Origin of the sequence: Peptacetobacter sp. AB800 (assembly GCF_047807365.1) — a bacterium.
Taxonomy (GTDB): Bacteria; Bacillota; Clostridia; order Peptostreptococcales; family Peptostreptococcaceae; genus Peptacetobacter.
In genome coordinates this window covers 36493-54534 of the sequence record NZ_JBLOUI010000006.1, presented here as the reverse complement: position 1 = coordinate 54534, position 18042 = coordinate 36493, and the positions used below count along the sequence as shown (strand labels likewise).

Here is an 18042-nt window from a genome sequence, read left to right as displayed (position 1 = left end):
TATGTTAATTTTAGTATGATTATATGGTATTATAAATTATAAAATCTAAAATCAATTGACAAAGGGGAGGGGACAGTTTTGGAAAGTATAAAAGAAAGAAATAAGGAAATACAGAGAAAAAGAAAAATGATGTATTTCATAGAAGCTACACAAAAGATAATGGAAGAAGAGGGAACAGATCATGTAACTATAAGAAGAGTTGCAGATATAGCTGGGTATAATAGTGCGACTATATATAATTATTTTAAAAATCTTAATCATATGATAGCTTTTGCATCTATTCAATATCTAGAAAACTATAATAAGGAGTTTCTTGAGGCTATAAAACAATATGATGATGAATACGAAAAATTTATTGTCGAATGGAAGGTGTTTTTCAAAAATGCATTTGAACATCCAATAGCTTTTGAATATATTTTCTTTAGCGGAAATGAGAATATAGGGGAAATAATGAAAGAATATTATGAAATATTTCCAGTTGAAGTTGATTCTAAGGATGATTTGGAGGAAATGCACGAACTTTTAAAATTAGCTAATTTCGGATACAGAAATGAAAAATGTCTTGAGGAATTCTCTAAAGGTGGTTATATAAAGAAAGAAAATATAGGTATAATTAATGAGATAACTAAATGTATTGCTCATGAATATATATCAATAGCAGCTAAACAAAAAGAGGGATTTGACAAAGATAAGTACATCAAAAAATTCATTTCGTGTATAAATTATCTTATAAACAAAGATAAATAAAATAAAGATAAGAGGTGTTCAAATGGCTAAAAAAATTAAATTATTTGATTTAATTCTAATGAGTATATCTACTCTGTACGGTATAAGATGGATTGCAAAATCGACTGCATCATCTTTTGGATTAGGTCTTGCTGCAATACCTTCATGGTTAATATTTGCAGTACTATTCTTTATTCCACAAGCACTTATATGTGCAGAATTGGCAAATAGGTTCTCGGATAAAAGTGATGGGGGATTATACGTATGGGTAAAAGAAGCTCTAGGAGAAAAATATGGATTTATGGCAGCTTGGCTAAATTGGACATCTAAAATATTTTGGTATGCTTCTTTTATGACATTCTTTGTTATAAATATAAGTTATTTTATAGGGAGACCAGAACTTGCAGATAATAAAATAGTAGTAATGATATTTTCAGTTGTCATATTCTGGCTACTATCTATGATGAGTATGAAAGGAATGGGTGGCTCAAAAATATTTACTAGTTTTGGAGCATTTGGTTCTTTCATACCATCTGTAATACTAATATCATTTGCTTTTATAGCAATAGTTGTTCTTAAAAAACGGCCTTCGGCTTCAGTATATACTGTTGCAACTATGACTCCAAAATTTAATGCAGATTCATTGGTAGCTGTATCAGGAATAATATTTGGATTCACTGGAGCAGAGGTTATAGCAAACTTTATAACAGAAATAGATAATCCTAAAAAGACTTATCCAAAAGCTATATTAATATCAGCAGTCTTAGTTGCTGGATTATATATACTAGGATCTATAGCAATTACTATGATATTACCACCTGAAGAAATACAAGCATCTACTGGAATACTTGATTCAATAGGTAGGGTTGCAGCACTTCTAGGAATAGGAGACTGGCTTGTAAAACTTATAGCTGGAGGAGTAGCGTTTTCAATGCTAGGAGCTACAATAATATACATAGCTTCACCTATAAAAATGCTATTTGGATCTGTGCCAAAGGGAATGTTCCCAGATAAATTTACAAAAGTAAATTCTGTTGGTATACCTGAAAAAGCAGTTATACTTCAGACAGTAATAGTTTCGTTATTATTAATAGCAACAGCGGTTATGCCAGGTGTTGATGTTATTTATAATATATTAGTAACAATGACAGCTCTTACAGCATTACTACCATATGGATTACTTTTAATATCTTATATAAAAATAAGAAAAGAATCTAAAGATGATAACTATGATGGTTATGTTATGGCAAAGAGCAATAAAGTTTGTATAGGAATAGGATATGAAACACTATTCTTATGTGTATTAGGTATATTATTCTCTTGTGCACCAGTTATGGGCTCACTTAGAGAAAATATAATATATGAATTAGAAATGATAGGCGGCGGTTTAATAGTAATAATGTCTGGTCTTTACTTATGGAACAGATATATAAAAAAAAAATAAATAATAATAAATAGGTTAGTCGTCTAAAATCAAGGAGGAAATATAAAATGGGTGTTGAATGCAAAGAAAGAATAATTCTAACTGAACAGCCTTACAAATTTAATGCTGTTGAAAATGAATGGATAACATTAAAAGATGGTACAAAATTATCTTCAAGAATATGGTTCCCAGAAACTGATGAACCATTACCAGCAATACTAGAATATATTCCTTATAGAAAAACTGATGGAACAAGAATGAGAGATGAACCTATGCATGGATATTTTGCAGGACATGGTTACGTTGTTGTTCGTGTAGATATGAGAGGTACAGGAGAATCTGATGGTCTTTTAAGAGATGAATACATCAAACAGGAACAGGACGATGCTCTTGAAGTAATAGATTGGATAAGCAAACAGCCTTGGTGCGATGGAAATGTAGGTATGATGGGTAAATCATGGGGAGGATTCAACTCTTTACAGGTAGCTGCAAGACAGCCAGAAGCATTAAGAGCAGTTATAACAGTTGGATTTACAGATGATAGATTTAATCAGGATATACACTACAAAGGCGGATGTTTATTAAATGACAACTTCTGGTGGGGATGTATAATGCTTGCATACCAGGCTAGACCACTTGATCCACATATAGTTGGAGATGCATGGAAAGATGCTTGGATAAATAGATTAGATCAGATGCCTTTATGGATGGCTAACTGGTTAGAACACCAGACTAGAGATGAATACTGGAAACATGGATCAGTTTGTGAAGATTACTCAGCAATAAAAGTACCAGTAATGGCAATAGATGGTTGGGCAGACTCTTACACAAATACAGTAATGACATTAATGAACGGATTAAGCGTTCCAAGAAAAGGTATAATAGGACCTTGGGCACACGTTTATGCTCATGATGGTGTACCAGGACCAGCTATGGGATTCTTACAGGAAGCTACAAAATGGTGGGATAAATGGTTAAAGAAAATAGACAATGATGCTCTTGATTGCCCACAGATACAGGCATGGTTAGAAGAAAGTATGTTACCAGAAGCTAAACATCCAGTTAGTGAAGGTAGATGGGTTGGTCTAGATTCTTGGCCAAGTAAAGATGTAAACGACAAAGTAATGTCATTTACTCATGGTAAATTAATGGAAACAGCAAATGAAAATAAAGAAGAAGTAGTACTTCAGACTCCACAGAACCACGGTCTTCTTGCTGGTGAATGGATGGGTGCAGGTGTACTTGGTGAAAGCCCAGCTGACCAGAGAGTTGATGATGGTATGGCAATGGTATTCGAAACAGATGTATTAGAAGAAGCAATAGAAATATTAGGATACCCAAGATTCGAAGTTGAATTAACAAGTGATAAACCAAAAGCAATGTTATTTGCACAGTTATCAGATGTAGCACCAAACGGAGCTGTTACTAGAGTTTCTTATGGTGTAATGAACTTAACTCACTTAGAAGGACATGACAAAGTTGTAGAATTAGTTCCAGGACAGAAAACTAAAGCATTTGTAAACTTAGACTGCTGTGGACATAATTTCCCAGCTGGACATAGAATAAGAGTATCTCTTGCTACTACATTCTGGCCTATGTTCTGGCCTATGCCTGAAGACGCAGCTCTTACTTTATCATTAGATACTGCTAAATTCAGTTTACCAGTATTTACAGGAAAAGACTGTGAAGGACCTAATATGCAGCCAGAATCAGCACCATTAACTCCAGCTACATTCTTAACAGAAGGTAGAGTTGATAGATCAGTATACTACGATATATTAACAGATACTTGGACTTGTGTAACTGACGGTGTTGGTGGAGTATTTGGTGAAGGTATATACAGATTTGATGATGTAGATGTTACAGTTGAACACAACTTAAAGAGAGAACTTAACTTAACAAATGGAGATCCATTATCAGCTGAATACACTATAACTCAGAATATGAGATTAGGAAGAGAAGGCTGGTGGACAAACTCTGATATAGTTGTAACTCAGACTGCTGACGAAGAATACTTCTACTTAAAAGGATACATGGATGTAACTGCAAATGAAGAAAAAGCATTCCACAAAGTTTGGGATCAGAAAATAAAACGTTTCGGAATGTAATTATATTCTATAAAAATAAGATATAAAAAATCTAATAAAAAAATCGCCTATTGTAAGCTAGGCGATTTTTTTATTTGGTTATCTAAAAAATATAGTTAAATAAAAAAATGTATAAAAAAAGAGATAGTTTTAAAAGGCTATCTCAATAAAATTCATAGCAATAAAATGAAAATGAAATTGACACTCGGTTATATTTATAGTAACATACTTTCAATTAAATAAAAAGTCTGTAAATTCACAAAAATATAAGTTATTATATATATAAGCTAAAAAAACATATATCAAACATAAAATATAAAAATACTTAGGGAAAACGATATATGTTAGCGAAGGGAGAGAGTTTTATGAGAGTTACAGTAACTGGAAAACATGTTAAATTAACAGATGGAATAAAAGGGTATACAGAAGATAAATTAAAAAAACTTGGAAAATACCTAGATGAAGATACAGAAGTTAAAGTAACTGTTAGCGCTGGGAAAAATAGACAGAAGGTAGAAGTTATGATACCTAATGTAAATGGACACACAATAAGAGTGGAAGAAGAACAGGATAATTTATATCCTGCAATAGATTTAGTTTGCGATAAGTTAAACAGACAAATCGTAAAATATAAAGATAAATTTAAAACTAGAGTACCAGGCAACTTCTCTATAAGATATGAAGGAATAGAAGAATTGGCTCAGGAATTAGATTACGAAGTTGAAGAACCAGAAGTAGTAATAGAAAGAAGAAAAAAATTCAATTTAAAACCTATGAGTGTAGAAGAAGCTATACTACAGATGAACTTAACAGACCATGATTTCTATATGTTTAAAGATCGGGAAAGCTTCGAAATATGCTTAGTATATAAGAGAAAAGAAGGCGGATATGGATTAATAGAACAGGAAGTTTAAATTCTATAAAGCCATAAATAGATAGTATATAAAATGTAAACAAGGGAGTTGTCAATTGACGACTCCTTTTTTAAAATATAATTATAAAAATGTTTAATAGATAGTAAATTTGGGTAAACATATATTATATAAATTTTAAGGAGGAAACAAATTATGGATATGAAAGTTTTACAGAACTTATCTTATGGACTTTATACAATAGGGACATTAAAATACGGAAGAAAAGTTGGATGTGTTGTAAACACAGTATTCCAGGTTTCTGCGGATCCGGCACTAATATGTATAAGTATGAACAAAGATAACTTTACACATGATTGTATAAAAGAAGAAGGAAGATTTAGTGTATCTATACTATCAGAAGATACAGATCCAGCTATAATAAGAGCATTTGGTTTCCAGTCATCAGAAAAAAATGATAAATACGATGGTTTCAAATATGATTATGTAGATAAAATGCCAGTAATGATTCAGGATATAAGTGGATATTTAATATGTGAAGTTGTATCATTTACAGATGCAGAAACACATTCTTTAATACTTGCAAAAGTAACAAACACAGGATTTGTAGGAAATCACAAACCTATGACTTATGATTATTATCATAAAGTAATAAAAGGTAAAGCACCAAAGAATGCTCCTACATATATTGAAGAGGAAGTTAAAAAAGAAGAATCTCCTAAAGCAGAAGGAAAAGTAAGCTACTACTGTGATGTATGCGGATATGTATATGAAGGTGATATAACAAAAGAACCAGACGACTATAAATGTCCATTATGCCATATGGATAAATCACACTTTGTAAAAGTTGAAGAAGAACCAGTAGAAGAAAATGTAAGTTATTACTGTGATGTATGTGGCTATGTATACGAAGGAGATATAACAAAAGAACCAGATGACTATGTATGTCCATTATGTGGAGTAGATAAGTCACACTTTATAAAATCTGAAGAAAAATCTGCTGCAAAAGAAGAACCAAAAGCAGAAGATGCAGGAGTAAGCTACTACTGTGACGTATGTGGCTATGTATACGAAGGAGATATAACAAAAGAACCAGACGATTATGTATGTCCATTATGTGCAGTAGACAAATCACATTTTATAAAAGTAGAAAAAGAAGAACCTGTTAAAGAAGAACCAAAAGCAGAAGAAAATGTAAGTTACTACTGTGATGTATGTGGCTATGTATACGAAGGAGATATAACAAAAGAACCAGATGATTATGAATGCCCATTATGTCATGTAGATAAATCTCATTTTATAAAACAGTAATAAATATAGATTAAAACAAAAAGCTGTTGCAAAATATGCAACAGCTTTTTTATTGTTCTTAAATTTTATACAGTAAGAAGAAGGAAAAATATTTATATAAAAGTTATTTTTTTATTCGTAAAGTTCTTCATCTTTATTTATATGTGTGTATATGAAAATAATGTGTTATAATGTATTATGTAGAATTTTAGATAATTATTTACAAATTATTATTGTAGTAGTTTTTTATTGGAGGGAAAAAAGTTTGATTATACAAAAGAAATTTCTTATATCAGAGCCAAATTTTGAAAGAGAATTATTTGGAAACTTTGATGAAAATATTAAGCTTATAGAAAAGTCACTAAACATAGATGTAACACTTAGAGAAGGGACTCTAATTTTAATAGGTGAAGAAAAAAATGTAGAAGCAGCTAATAGTTTAATGGGCGAGCTTCACACTTCAGTATCTAAAGGAAAATCACTAGACAAACAGTCTATACTATACTCTTTATCTCTTCTTAATGATGGGGATGAAAATAGAATACAGGAACTTGAAGGAACAATAGTACTTACTAAGAAAGGTAATCCAGTTCAGCCAAAAACTTTAGGTCAGAAAGAATACGTAAAATTAATAGAAAACAACGATATTACTTTTGGTATAGGACCAGCAGGTACTGGTAAGACATATCTAGCAGTTGCGATGGCAGTTCAGGCGTTTAAAAGAGATGAAGTAACTAGAATAGTACTTACAAGACCAGCTGTTGAGGCAGGAGAAAGTTTAGGATATCTTCCTGGAGATTTACAGGAAAAAATAGACCCATATTTAAGACCACTTTACGATGCATTATTTGAAATGCTAGGTGGAGATAAGGTTAATAAATATATAGAAAGAGGTATTATAGAAGTTGCACCTCTTGCATTTATGAGAGGTAGAACACTTGATAATGCATTTATAATACTTGATGAAGCACAGAATACTACATCTGAGCAGATGAAGATGTTCCTTACAAGACTAGGATTTGGATCAAAAGCTGTTGTAACAGGAGATGTTACACAGACAGACCTTCCTTCAAACAAGAAAAGTGGTTTAGTTCAGGCTACATATATATTAAAAGATGTCAATGGAATAGGCATAAAAGAGCTTACAGACAGAGATGTTGTTAGACATGAGCTTGTTCAGAGAATAATAAAGGCATATGACAAATATGAGAAAAAAGAAGCCTATAAAAGAGAAAAAAAGGAAGAAAGAAAAAGACAGAATAAATAGTTTGCAAATTGAAAATTAAATAAATTAATATAAAAATTAAATAAGCAGGTGGAAATTATGAGATATATATTTGATGATAGACAGGACAAAATAGATATAAAGGATGAACTTTATGAAAAAATAGAGGATATAGTAGAAGAAGTATTAGACTATGAAGGATATAGTGATGATTATGATATAAGTATATCTTTTGTTGATAATAAAGAAATACACGAGCTTAATAAACAATTTAGAGGTGTTGATAGAGCTACAGACGTACTATCATTCCCTATGTTATCTGATGAATTTGAAGATGTAGAATATGAAGAAATGTCTTTAGGTGATATAGTTGTATCACTTGAAAGAGCTCTTGAGCAGAGCATAGAATATGGACATAGTTTTGAAAGAGAAGTTTGCTTTTTAGTATGTCATAGTATGTTCCATTTATTAGGTTACGACCATGATACAGATGAAAATACTAGAGAAATGAGAGAAAAAGAAGAAGCAGTTCTTACTAAACTAAATATAACTAGAGATTAGTTTTTACTAATATTTGAAAAAGGGAGTCGAGTCCTATGGAAGAAAATGGTAAGAAAAAAAAGAAAAAGAAACAAAACATAATCAGATCATTTAATGCTGCAATAGAGGGTGTTATATATACATTCAAATCAGAAAGAAATATGAAAATTCATTATATGATAGCTTTTGGAATATTAGTAGTGAGTTTGCTATTTAAGTTATCAAAGCTAGAATTTATAATGCTTTTAGTTGCTATAACACTTGTTATAGTAGCCGAAATGTTTAATACAGCTATAGAAAAAACAGTAGACTTGGTTACATCCGAGTATCATGAATTGGCGAAGATAGCTAAAGACGTAGCAGCAGGTGCGGTGTTAGTTGTATCATTAAATGCTGTTGCGGTAGGATATATAATTTTCTATGATAAGTTGACTGAGCTTTCAGGATATCTTATTTATTCAATAAGAGAATCAGAAATGCATATCACATTAATATGTATAGTTATGGTGCTTTTAGCAGTTGTTGTTGCAAAGGCCCTTACAAATACAGGAACACCATTAAAAGGTGGAATGCCTAGTGGGCATGCAGCACTTTCATTTGCAATAGCTACAGCTATAACACTTATGACAGAAAGAGTAGAAGCATCAACACTAGCATATTTGATGGCATTTTTAGTTGCACAGAGTAGAATAGAAGGAAAGATACATACATTTTGGGAAACTGTGGCTGGAGGTGTACTTGGTACACTAATTGCAATACTAGTATTCCAATTGGGTCTTTTCTATTAATTTATAAAAAGTTAGGAGAATAATATATGTTTAAATCAGGTTTTGTCAGTATAGTAGGTAGACCAAATGTTGGTAAATCTACTTTGATGAATAATGTTGTTGGAGAAAAAATAGCTATAATGAGCGATAAACCTCAGACAACTAGAAATACAATTCAGGCAGTTTACACTGATGATGAATCACAGGTAGTATTCCTAGATACTCCTGGAATACATAAACCCAAAAATAAACTAGGAGAAATAATGGTAAAAGCTGCTACAGACGCATTTAGCAATGTAGATTTAATACTATTTGTTGTAGACAGCTCAAGAAAAATAGGACCTGGAGATAGAAGAATAATGGAAGAACTTAGAGGTTCTAAGACTCCAATAGTCCTAGTAATAAACAAAATAGACCAGATAGAGGACAAAGATGAATTATTCGACATAATAAAAATGTACGATGATGAAAAAATGTTTAAAGAAATAGTGCCTATATCTGCATTAAAAGGTAAAAATGTAAAAACTCTTATAAATGTTATCAAAGAGGATTTAGAAGAAGGACCAAAATACTTCCCGGATTATATGGTAACAGATCAGCCAGAAAGAGTCCTAATAGCTGAACTTATAAGAGAAAAAGTTCTTCATTATGTTGATGACGAGGTACCTCATGGAGTAGCAGTTGAGATAGAAAGAATGAAGGCTAGAAAAGATAAAGAAATAATAGATATATCTGCGGTTATTTATTGTGAGAGAGATTCTCATAAGGGAATAATCATAGGTAAAGGTGGAAGAAAACTAAAAGGAATAGGAAAATCTGCTAGACAGGATATAGAATTACTTTTAGGATCTCAGATAAATCTTCAGTTATGGGTAAAAGTTAAAGAAAACTGGAGAAACTTACAGAACTATATCAACAATTTTGGGCTCAATGATAATAGCAAATAATTGTATTCAATACAAAATATATTAAAAAGGTGGATAAAATGGACAGGACGCAAGAAACATCACAAGATTTATTAGACGAGGTCAAGTCGTTAATCGAAAATCACAAATACTTCGAACTTAGAGAACTATTAGAGGAATATCATATTATAGATATATATGATGTTATGGAAAATCTAGAAGATGAAGGTATGCAGGTAAAATTATTTGAAATACTTCCAAGTGATATGGCAGCTTCTATACTAGAAGAAAGTGGAGTTGAATTTTTCAGTAGAATGCTTTCTAAATTAGAAATAGAGCATGCTAAAAATATTTTAGAATGTATGTCATTAGGTGATATGGCGGATATTTTAAATGAACTTGAAGAAGATGAGAGATTAAAGATAATAGATTACCTAAATCCAGAAGATGCAGAAGAGGTTAAAGAGCTTCTATTCTATGAAGATGACACAGCTGGTGGAACTATGACAAAAGGTTATATATCTATAAATAAAGATATGACTGCACTTCAGGCTATAGAAAAAATGAGAGAAGAGGCAGAAGATGCAGAAACTATCTACTATATATATGTAGTTGACGATGAGGAAAAATTAGTTGGAGTACTTTCTCTTAGAGAACTTATCGTAGCTAGAGATGAAGCTATAGTAGAAGATCTTATGATAGAAAATCTTATATCAGTTTACGACTATGAAGATAGGGAAGAAGCAGTTAGATTGGTATCAAAATATAATTTAGTTGCAATTCCAGTTGTAGACAAAGAAGGAAAACTTAGAGGTATAATAAAAGTAGACGATATAATAGATGTTATGGAGGAAGAAGCTAACGAAGATATGTATAAGTTAGCAGGAAGCTCTGAACACGAAAGAGATACTGCAGAAGATGAAAATTCAACTTTATCACAGCAGATATTATCGTCAATAAGAGGTAGAATGCCTTGGCTTTTATTAACTTTAATTGGAGGATTATTGGCTTCAAGCTTAATGGCAAACTTCGACACTTTAATAAGAACAAATTTTGTGGAACTTCTATTCTTTGTTCCGTTAGTTATAGGAATGGGTGGAAATATAGGATGCCAGGCATCTTCAGTTACAATAATAACTCTATCTAACAGAGAAATATCAGGTAAAGATATTGCAAAAGAAAGTTTAGTTGGGATAATTACAGGATTGATATGTGGGATAATTACAGCTGCTGTAATATTCTTTGTAAAAGACAATATTAATATGGCATTGGTTATTTCAATATCTTTATTTGTGAATATGGTTATAGGAGCTTTAATAGGTGTATTAGCACCAGTTATGCTTACTAAACTAGATTCAGATCCAGCTACAATATCTGCACCAGTTATCTCTACTATTTTAGATATAATTGGTATAGGAGCTTATTATTTAACGTCTAGCATACTACTTTCACAGATAATAGGATAATAAATTAAAGATTATAATAATATAAATATATAAAAGTTAATGAAAGTATAGTATAATTAATATAATAAAAAGGATTGATAAATTTGGTTATATTCAACACACAAGGAATAGTTCTTAGAACATCTAGATATTCCGAAAATGATGTGATACTTACTATTTTTACTAGAAATTTAGGTAAAGTATCAGCAATAGCCAAAGGTGCAAAGAGAAACAAATCAGCACTACTTCCTTCAGCACAGCTTTTTGCATATAGTAATTTCACTTTAAAAAAGCAGAGGGGAATGTATAGAGTATCTCAAAGTGAGATAATAAAAAGTTTTTACGATATATCATATGATATAGATGCATTTTCATATGCGTCTTATATATCTAGATTAGTAGAAAATTCTCTTCTTGAAAATCAGACAAATCGGAAGCTGTTTAATTTAATAGTTAAAACAATGTATTTATTATCTCAAAAAGATGTAGATAAAGAGTTTATAACAGCAGCTTTTGAATTAAAGTTTTCTGATTGTATGGGATTTAGACCTATTACTGATAGATGCTCTGTTTGTGGAGATGAATCAGATCAAAGGGCTATCTTCAATATAGAAGAAGGTGGAATGCTTTGTAAAAAATGTGCAGAAAATTTCTCGGGAAATATAAGACTTGATGCAACGACGAGAAAGCTTATGAATTATATACTGGCAAATGAAATTGAAACTGTTAGTAGAGCAAAAGTCAATAAAGTGCTTACTAAGGAGCTTTCAAAATTAATGAAGCAGTACTTAACAGCATATGTAAGTAATTTGAACATGAAATCTCTAAACATATTAGATGATTTACATAAGTTTTAAAAAGGAGCTGATATTATGAGCAGTATAACAATTGAAATGGTGGATAAAGTAATGGAGAGAGTGCCATCAGCTAGTTACAAAGAAGTAAAAGAGGCACTTATTCATTCAGATGGAGATATCTTAGAAGCTATAATCTACCTTGAAGAAAATTCAGGAGCAGTAAAAGCAAAGAAAAAAGTTGAAGACTTCTTTGAAAAGAGCAAAGAAGACGCTGAGGAAGTTAGAAAAAATACAGAAGAAAAAATTGGTAAAGATGTAGAAGAGCTTAAAGCTCAGTTAAAAGAATTATTTGATAAAAGTAATAGAGTAAGAGTTATCGTTGAAAAAGAAGGCAAGACAATAATGAATATTCCGTTTACAGTTGGTGTTCTAGGAATAGCTATTATGCCTCTTATTACACTTCTTGGTTTATCAGCAGCTGTATTATCTAAATATAGAATAAAAATACAGAATGAAGCTGATGGAGAAACTGTTGATTTAGGTGAACTTAATGAAGAAAAAGCTGTTGTACTAAAAGATATGTTTGTCAACACAGCTAAAGACTTAAAAGAAACAGTTGTAAAGAAAAAAGAAGAAAAAGACGATAAAGATATAACAGATGATTTAATAAATGAATGTGAAAAAGACGAAAATGCTGAATAGCAGGTTAAAAATATCAAATTTTTATTGATAAAGTTTATTTAATATCTATTACAACGTAATTGGTATTTAAAACATAAAAGTATTGCAAAGTAGCCTTTCGTGTACGCGGAAGGCTATATATATTTAGGAGGGATTTTTATGAATTTTCAGGAGATGATTCTTGCTTTACAGAGATATTGGTCTAAGCAAGGATGTATCATTACACAGCCTTATGATGTTGAAAAAGGTGCAGGAACAATGAATCCAAATACTTTCTTAAGATCACTTGGTCCAGAACCATGGAAAGTATGCTACGTTGAACCATCAAGAAGACCAGCAGATGGTAGATACGGAGAAAACCCAAACAGATTATATCAGCATCATCAGTTCCAGGTTATATTAAAACCATCACCAGATGATATACAGGATTTATACTTAGACAGTTTAAAAGAAATAGGTATAAACCCACTAGAACACGATATAAGATTCGTTGAAGATAACTGGGAAGGAGCTACTGTAGGTGCTTGGGGGCTAGGCTGGGAAGTTTGGCTTGATGGAATGGAAATCACTCAGTTTACTTATTTCCAGCAGGTAGGAAATCAGGAATGTGAATTAGAAACAGGAGAAATAACTTACGGTCTTGAAAGAATAGCTATGTACATACAGGATGTAGATAGTGTATATGACTTAAAATGGAATGATGAATTAACTTACGGCGATGTATTCCAGAAACAGGAATATGAAAACTCTGTTTACTCATTTGATGAATGTAATGCAGAATTATTATTCCACTTATTCGACGAATATGAAAAAGAAGCATTAAAATTAATGGACAAAGGCCTTGTTATACCTTCTTATGACTACGTATTAAAATGTTCTCATACTTTCAATACTCTTGATGCAAGAGGAGCAATTGGGGTAAGCCAGAGAGCTGCATTTATAGGTAGAGTAAGAAATATGGCAAAAGTAGTAGCCGAAACATATATAAAACAGAGAGAAGAAATGGGATTCCCTCTATTAAAAAAGGATGGTGACAAATAATGAATAACTACCTTTTATTTGAAGTAGGCGTTGAAGAAATGCCATCAAGATTCGTTGCAAGTACTTTAAAACAGATAAAAGAAAGTACTGAAAAAATGTTAGACGAAAAAAGAGTTAAATTTGATAATATAGAAACTTTCGCAACTCCAAGAAGATTAACATTTGTTATAAATGGTTTAGCAGAAAGACAGGAAGACCTTGAAGAAGAAGTAAAAGGACCTTCTAAAAAAATATCATTAGATGCTGATGGAAACTTTACTAAACCAGCTCAGGGATTCATGAGAAGTAAAGGATTAAATCCAGAAGATATATACTTTAAAGAAGTAGGAAAAGATGAGTATCTATTTGCTACAATAAGAGAAAATGGTGCTGAAACAGCAGAAGTATTAAAAGAAATACTTCCTCTAGCTGTAAAATCAGTAGTATTCCCTAAAGCTATGCACTGGGCAGGAAAAGATATAAGATTTGTTAGACCTATAAGATGGTTAGTAGCACTTCTTAATGATGAAGTACTTCCAGTAGACCTTGAAGGAATAATAGCTTCTAATGTAACTAAAGGACATAGATTCTTAGGCTCTAAAGAAATAGTTGTAAACTCATTAGAAGACTACAAAGCTAAATTAAGAGAAAACTATGTAATACTTGATCAGGACGAAAGAAAAGCTATGATAGTTGAACAGGCTAACAAAGTAGCTGAATCTTTAGGTGGAAAAGTAATAATGGATCCAGACCTACTAGATGAAGTAACTTGCATAGTTGAATATCCAACTGCATTCTACGGAGAATTTGATAAAGAATACTTAAAACTTCCTAAAAGAGTTGTAATAACTCCAATGCAGGATCATCAGAGATATTTCCCAGTAGAAGACGCTAATGGAGACCTTCTTCCAAACTTTATAGCTGTTAGAAATGGTGACAGCTTCGGTATAGAAAATGTAAAAGCTGGTAATGAAAAAGTTCTTGAAGCTAGACTAGCAGATGCATTATTCTTCTACAGAGAAGATACTAAGAGAAACTTAGCATTCTTCAAAGAAAGATTAAAAACTGTTGTATTCCAGGAAAAACTTGGAACAATATACGATAAATCAGAAAGAATAACTAAACTTTCAGCTGTAATAGCAGATTCTTTAGGATGTGCAGATAAAAAAGCTGATATAGTAAGAGCAGCTGAACTTTGTAAAGCTGACCTTGTTACTAACATGGTATTCGAATTCGATGAACTTCAGGGATACATGGGTATGGAATACTCTAAACTTGAAGGAGAAAATCCAGCAGTTTCAAAAGCTATATACGAACACTATATGCCAGTATCAGCTGGTGCAGAAGTTCCATCTTCTATAGAAGGTTCAGTAGTATCTATAGCAGATAAACTAGACTCAATAGCTGGTTTCTTTGCAATAGGTATACAGCCAACAGGATCTCAGGACCCATTCGCATTAAGAAGACAGGCTTTAGGTATATTAAACATACTAATGGAAAATAAAATAACATTAGACTTAAAAGAAATAACTGAAGCTGCATTAGACAACTATACTGAATTAGAATTCAACAAAGAAGAAGTAGTTGGACAGATGTTAGACTTCTGCTCAGAAAGAATCAAAAACTTATTCAGAGATATGGGAATAAGATACGATGTTGTTGAAGCTATATTAAATGCTGACATAAACGACATAGCAGATATGCATCACAGAGCATTAGAACTTAACGAATGGATAAATAAAGATGAATTAGTTGAAATGCTTACTGCATTCAACAGAGTTTCTACTTTAGCTGAAAAAGCAGAAGGTATAAACATAGATGAAGCTTTACTAGTTGAAGTGCCAGAAAAAGAATTATACGAAGCATTCAAATCAGTTAAAGAAGAAGTTAAAGGACATCTTGCTAATAAAGATTATGGAAAAGCACTTGATTCATTTGCCACATTAAAACCAGCAGTTGATAATATGTTTGACAACGTAATGGTAATGGACAAAGATGATGCTATAAGAAATAATAGATTAAATATGTTAAAGAACATATCTGATACAATGTTAACTATATGTGATCTTAACAAAATAGAATACAAATAATAAATTATAATAAAAAGGAAGTATCTAACTTTTAGATTGACAGTTTTGTTAGTTTAGGTTAGATACTTTTTTTATAACTAATTAAATTTGAATAATATTGTATAAATTCGATTTATTATGAAAATATAAAATTATTTCATTATAAAAAGTATAGAAAAAATAAAGGTTCAAATCTTACTATATAGAAAAAAACTATACTGATAGATAAATACTTTCATTTTGATAAAATCTATAATATAATAACGAAGGATAGGAAAAAGCTATAATTCTATTAAATAAAGTTATTGAAAACTTTATCAAAAATAATTTTAAATAATTTAAGTGGGAGGTCTAGTTATGAAAAAGAAGTTAAGTGTAATATTTGCATTAGTTTTATGCTTAACATCAAGTCTTTTTGTTGGATGCAGTAAAAAGACAGAATCTGTAGATTCGAGCCAAATAGAAGCCCGGATAAACGATTACAAAGATGTTGATTTTTTAATTAGTGCAGATGAATTAAATAGTATTTTAGGTAATAAAGATGTGCTATTATTTGACTGTAATAAGCCAGAAGTGTATGAAAAAGGTCATATACCTGGAGCTGTAAATATAGGGTTACAGGCTTTTACTAGAGCGGATGGAAAAATAGGTGAAGAAGGTTGGGGAACAATAGTTGATAAAGAAGAATTAGCTAAAAGGCTAAAAAATCTAGGTATAGATAATGATAAAACTATAGTTTTCTACTCTGATACAACTAAAGGACCAGGAGCAGATGGTAGAGCAGTTTGGCAGTTAAGAATGGCTGGAATGGATAATGTTAAGTTCTTAAATGGTGGTTTAACATATTGGAATGAAAAAGGATATGAAACAACAAAAGAAGCTTCAGAAGCCGTTCCTACAACAAAAGAAGTTGTATTAAAAGATTATGACACACACAATTCTACAACAAAAGAAGAGCTTTATAATAATTTAGGTAAAGAAACAGTTATAGATGTTAGAACTGAAAAAGAGTATAAAGGATCTCAGGATGTTGGAGAGCCAAGAGGTGGCCATATAAAAGGTGCTGAATATATGTTATGGCAAGATTTAATGTATTCAAATGGTGTAATAAAAAGTAAAGAAGAAATCAAGAAAATAATGGCAGAGCATAATGTAAAACCAGAAGATACATTCTGCGTATACTGAACTATGGGTATCAGGTCAGGTTATGTGACTATGATACTTGAAGCCGTTGGCTTCGATAATGTTAAAAACTATGAAGGATCAATTTACGAATGGGGAGGAGATTCTTCAATGCCTATGGAAAAATAATAAAGACATAGGAAGTTAGTGGTAAGGAGAATTTAAATGATAAAAAATAAAAGAACATTAATGAAAATAGGAGCAGTTGTTCTTGTATTGATGTTATATTTTTTCGTAACACCATTAAAAGTTACGATAAACCAAATGATATTTTATTTATCTAACTTAGATATAGATTCGCTTAAGCAATATATATTATCTTATGGGGCATTAGCACCGATAATATCATTCGTATTAATGTTAGTTCAATCAGTAGCAGCACCGCTTCCAGCTTTTTTAATAACATTTGCAAATGCTGCATTATTTGGCTGGGTATGGGGAGCAGTTTTATCTTGGTCAAGTGCAATGGCTGGAGCAGCGCTATGTTTCTTTATAGCTAAATTTTTAGGTAGAGATGTAGTGGAAAGATTGACAAGCAAATATGCTATAGATAGTATAGATGAATTTTTTGATAAGTATGGTAAATACACTATTTTAGTGTGCAGACTATTGCCATTTATATCTTTTGATATAGTAAGTTATGCAGCTGGTCTTACATCTATGAAATTTTTACCATTCTTTATAGCTACTGGAATAGGGCAGTTACCTGCAACGATAGTATATTCTTATGTTGGAGGTATGCTTACAGGAGGAGCTAAATTATTTGTAACTGGTTTAATGATACTATTTGCATTATCAGTTCTTATATATATGTTCAAAAAAATATATAACGATAGAAAATCTAAATAATATATAATAAAGATAGCTGTAAATAATTACAGCTATTTTTATTGTGTTATAAAAGAAAAATTTATAATGCTATAGAAAAAATATATAGAAATAATTAAAGTAATTTAAATATCTATAATATTTGTTTTACCAAAATATATAGAGTATACTTTAAATATATAATT

Annotated in this window: 16 protein-coding genes; all 16 read left to right on the top strand. The window is 31.2% G+C overall.

Annotated features, from left to right (window positions below; translation table 11 throughout):
* Positions 1 to 78: 78 nt before the first annotated feature.
* The gene (locus ACK2WN_RS03815; protein ID WP_300528567.1) at positions 79 to 747 is read left to right on the top strand and encodes a TetR/AcrR family transcriptional regulator; all 669 of its coding nucleotides are present in this window, start codon (positions 79 to 81) and stop codon (positions 745 to 747) included.
* Between the two features lie 22 nt (positions 748 to 769).
* Positions 770 to 2170, top strand: coding sequence for an APC family permease (locus ACK2WN_RS03810; protein WP_329998516.1), 1401 nt, complete (start codon positions 770 to 772; stop codon positions 2168 to 2170).
* Positions 2171 to 2217: 47 nt separating this feature from the next.
* Positions 2218 to 4257, top strand: a complete 2040-nt coding sequence (locus ACK2WN_RS03805) for a CocE/NonD family hydrolase (protein WP_300528572.1) — start codon at positions 2218 to 2220, stop codon at positions 4255 to 4257.
* A gap of 344 nt (positions 4258 to 4601) precedes the next feature.
* The gene (hpf, locus tag ACK2WN_RS03800) at positions 4602 to 5150 is read left to right on the top strand and encodes a ribosome hibernation-promoting factor, HPF/YfiA family (RefSeq protein WP_300528575.1); all 549 of its coding nucleotides are present in this window, start codon (positions 4602 to 4604) and stop codon (positions 5148 to 5150) included.
* 153 nt (positions 5151 to 5303) lie between these two features.
* On the top strand, positions 5304 to 6419 hold the full coding sequence (locus tag ACK2WN_RS03795) for a rubredoxin-like domain-containing protein (RefSeq protein WP_416154885.1): 1116 nt from the start codon (positions 5304 to 5306) through the stop codon (positions 6417 to 6419).
* Between the two features lie 244 nt (positions 6420 to 6663).
* Positions 6664 to 7665 carry a PhoH family protein gene (locus ACK2WN_RS03790; RefSeq protein ID WP_300528580.1) on the top strand — a complete coding sequence of 334 codons (1002 nt, stop codon included), beginning with the start codon at positions 6664 to 6666 and terminating at the stop codon, positions 7663 to 7665.
* Positions 7666 to 7722: 57 nt separating this feature from the next.
* Entirely contained in the window at positions 7723 to 8184 is a 462-nt protein-coding gene (gene ybeY, locus ACK2WN_RS03785; RefSeq protein WP_006440919.1) for an rRNA maturation RNase YbeY, read from the top strand.
* A gap of 35 nt (positions 8185 to 8219) precedes the next feature.
* Positions 8220 to 8951, top strand: coding sequence for a diacylglycerol kinase (locus tag ACK2WN_RS03780; RefSeq protein ID WP_006440920.1), 732 nt, complete (start codon positions 8220 to 8222; stop codon positions 8949 to 8951).
* A gap of 26 nt (positions 8952 to 8977) precedes the next feature.
* Positions 8978 to 9877, top strand: coding sequence for a GTPase Era (gene era / locus ACK2WN_RS03775; RefSeq protein WP_416154884.1), 900 nt, complete (start codon positions 8978 to 8980; stop codon positions 9875 to 9877).
* Positions 9878 to 9915: 38 nt separating this feature from the next.
* Complete coding sequence (mgtE, locus tag ACK2WN_RS03770; protein ID WP_300528586.1) at positions 9916 to 11301, top strand: magnesium transporter; 1386 nt, start codon at positions 9916 to 9918, stop codon at positions 11299 to 11301.
* Positions 11302 to 11384: 83 nt separating this feature from the next.
* Entirely contained in the window at positions 11385 to 12137 is a 753-nt protein-coding gene (gene recO, locus ACK2WN_RS03765) for a DNA repair protein RecO (RefSeq protein WP_300528589.1), read from the top strand.
* A gap of 15 nt (positions 12138 to 12152) precedes the next feature.
* Positions 12153 to 12779: a DUF4342 domain-containing protein gene (locus ACK2WN_RS03760; RefSeq protein ID WP_300528591.1), complete on the top strand. Its 627-nt coding sequence runs from the start codon at positions 12153 to 12155 to the stop codon at positions 12777 to 12779.
* Positions 12780 to 12917: 138 nt separating this feature from the next.
* A complete protein-coding gene (glyQ, locus tag ACK2WN_RS03755; protein WP_118549820.1) occupies positions 12918 to 13799 on the top strand; it encodes a glycine--tRNA ligase subunit alpha in 882 nt (293 codons plus the stop codon).
* On the top strand, positions 13799 to 15868 hold the full coding sequence (gene glyS, locus ACK2WN_RS03750) for a glycine--tRNA ligase subunit beta (protein ID WP_416154883.1): 2070 nt from the start codon (positions 13799 to 13801) through the stop codon (positions 15866 to 15868). The genes glyQ and glyS overlap by 1 nt, the downstream gene beginning before the upstream one ends.
* Positions 15869 to 16204: 336 nt before the next feature.
* The gene (locus ACK2WN_RS03745; RefSeq protein ID WP_329998503.1) at positions 16205 to 17032 is read left to right on the top strand and encodes a sulfurtransferase; all 828 of its coding nucleotides are present in this window, start codon (positions 16205 to 16207) and stop codon (positions 17030 to 17032) included.
* A gap of 162 nt (positions 17033 to 17194) precedes the next feature.
* On the top strand, positions 17195 to 17878 hold the full coding sequence (locus ACK2WN_RS03740) for a TVP38/TMEM64 family protein (protein WP_329998501.1): 684 nt from the start codon (positions 17195 to 17197) through the stop codon (positions 17876 to 17878).
* Positions 17879 to 18042 lie beyond the last annotated feature (164 nt).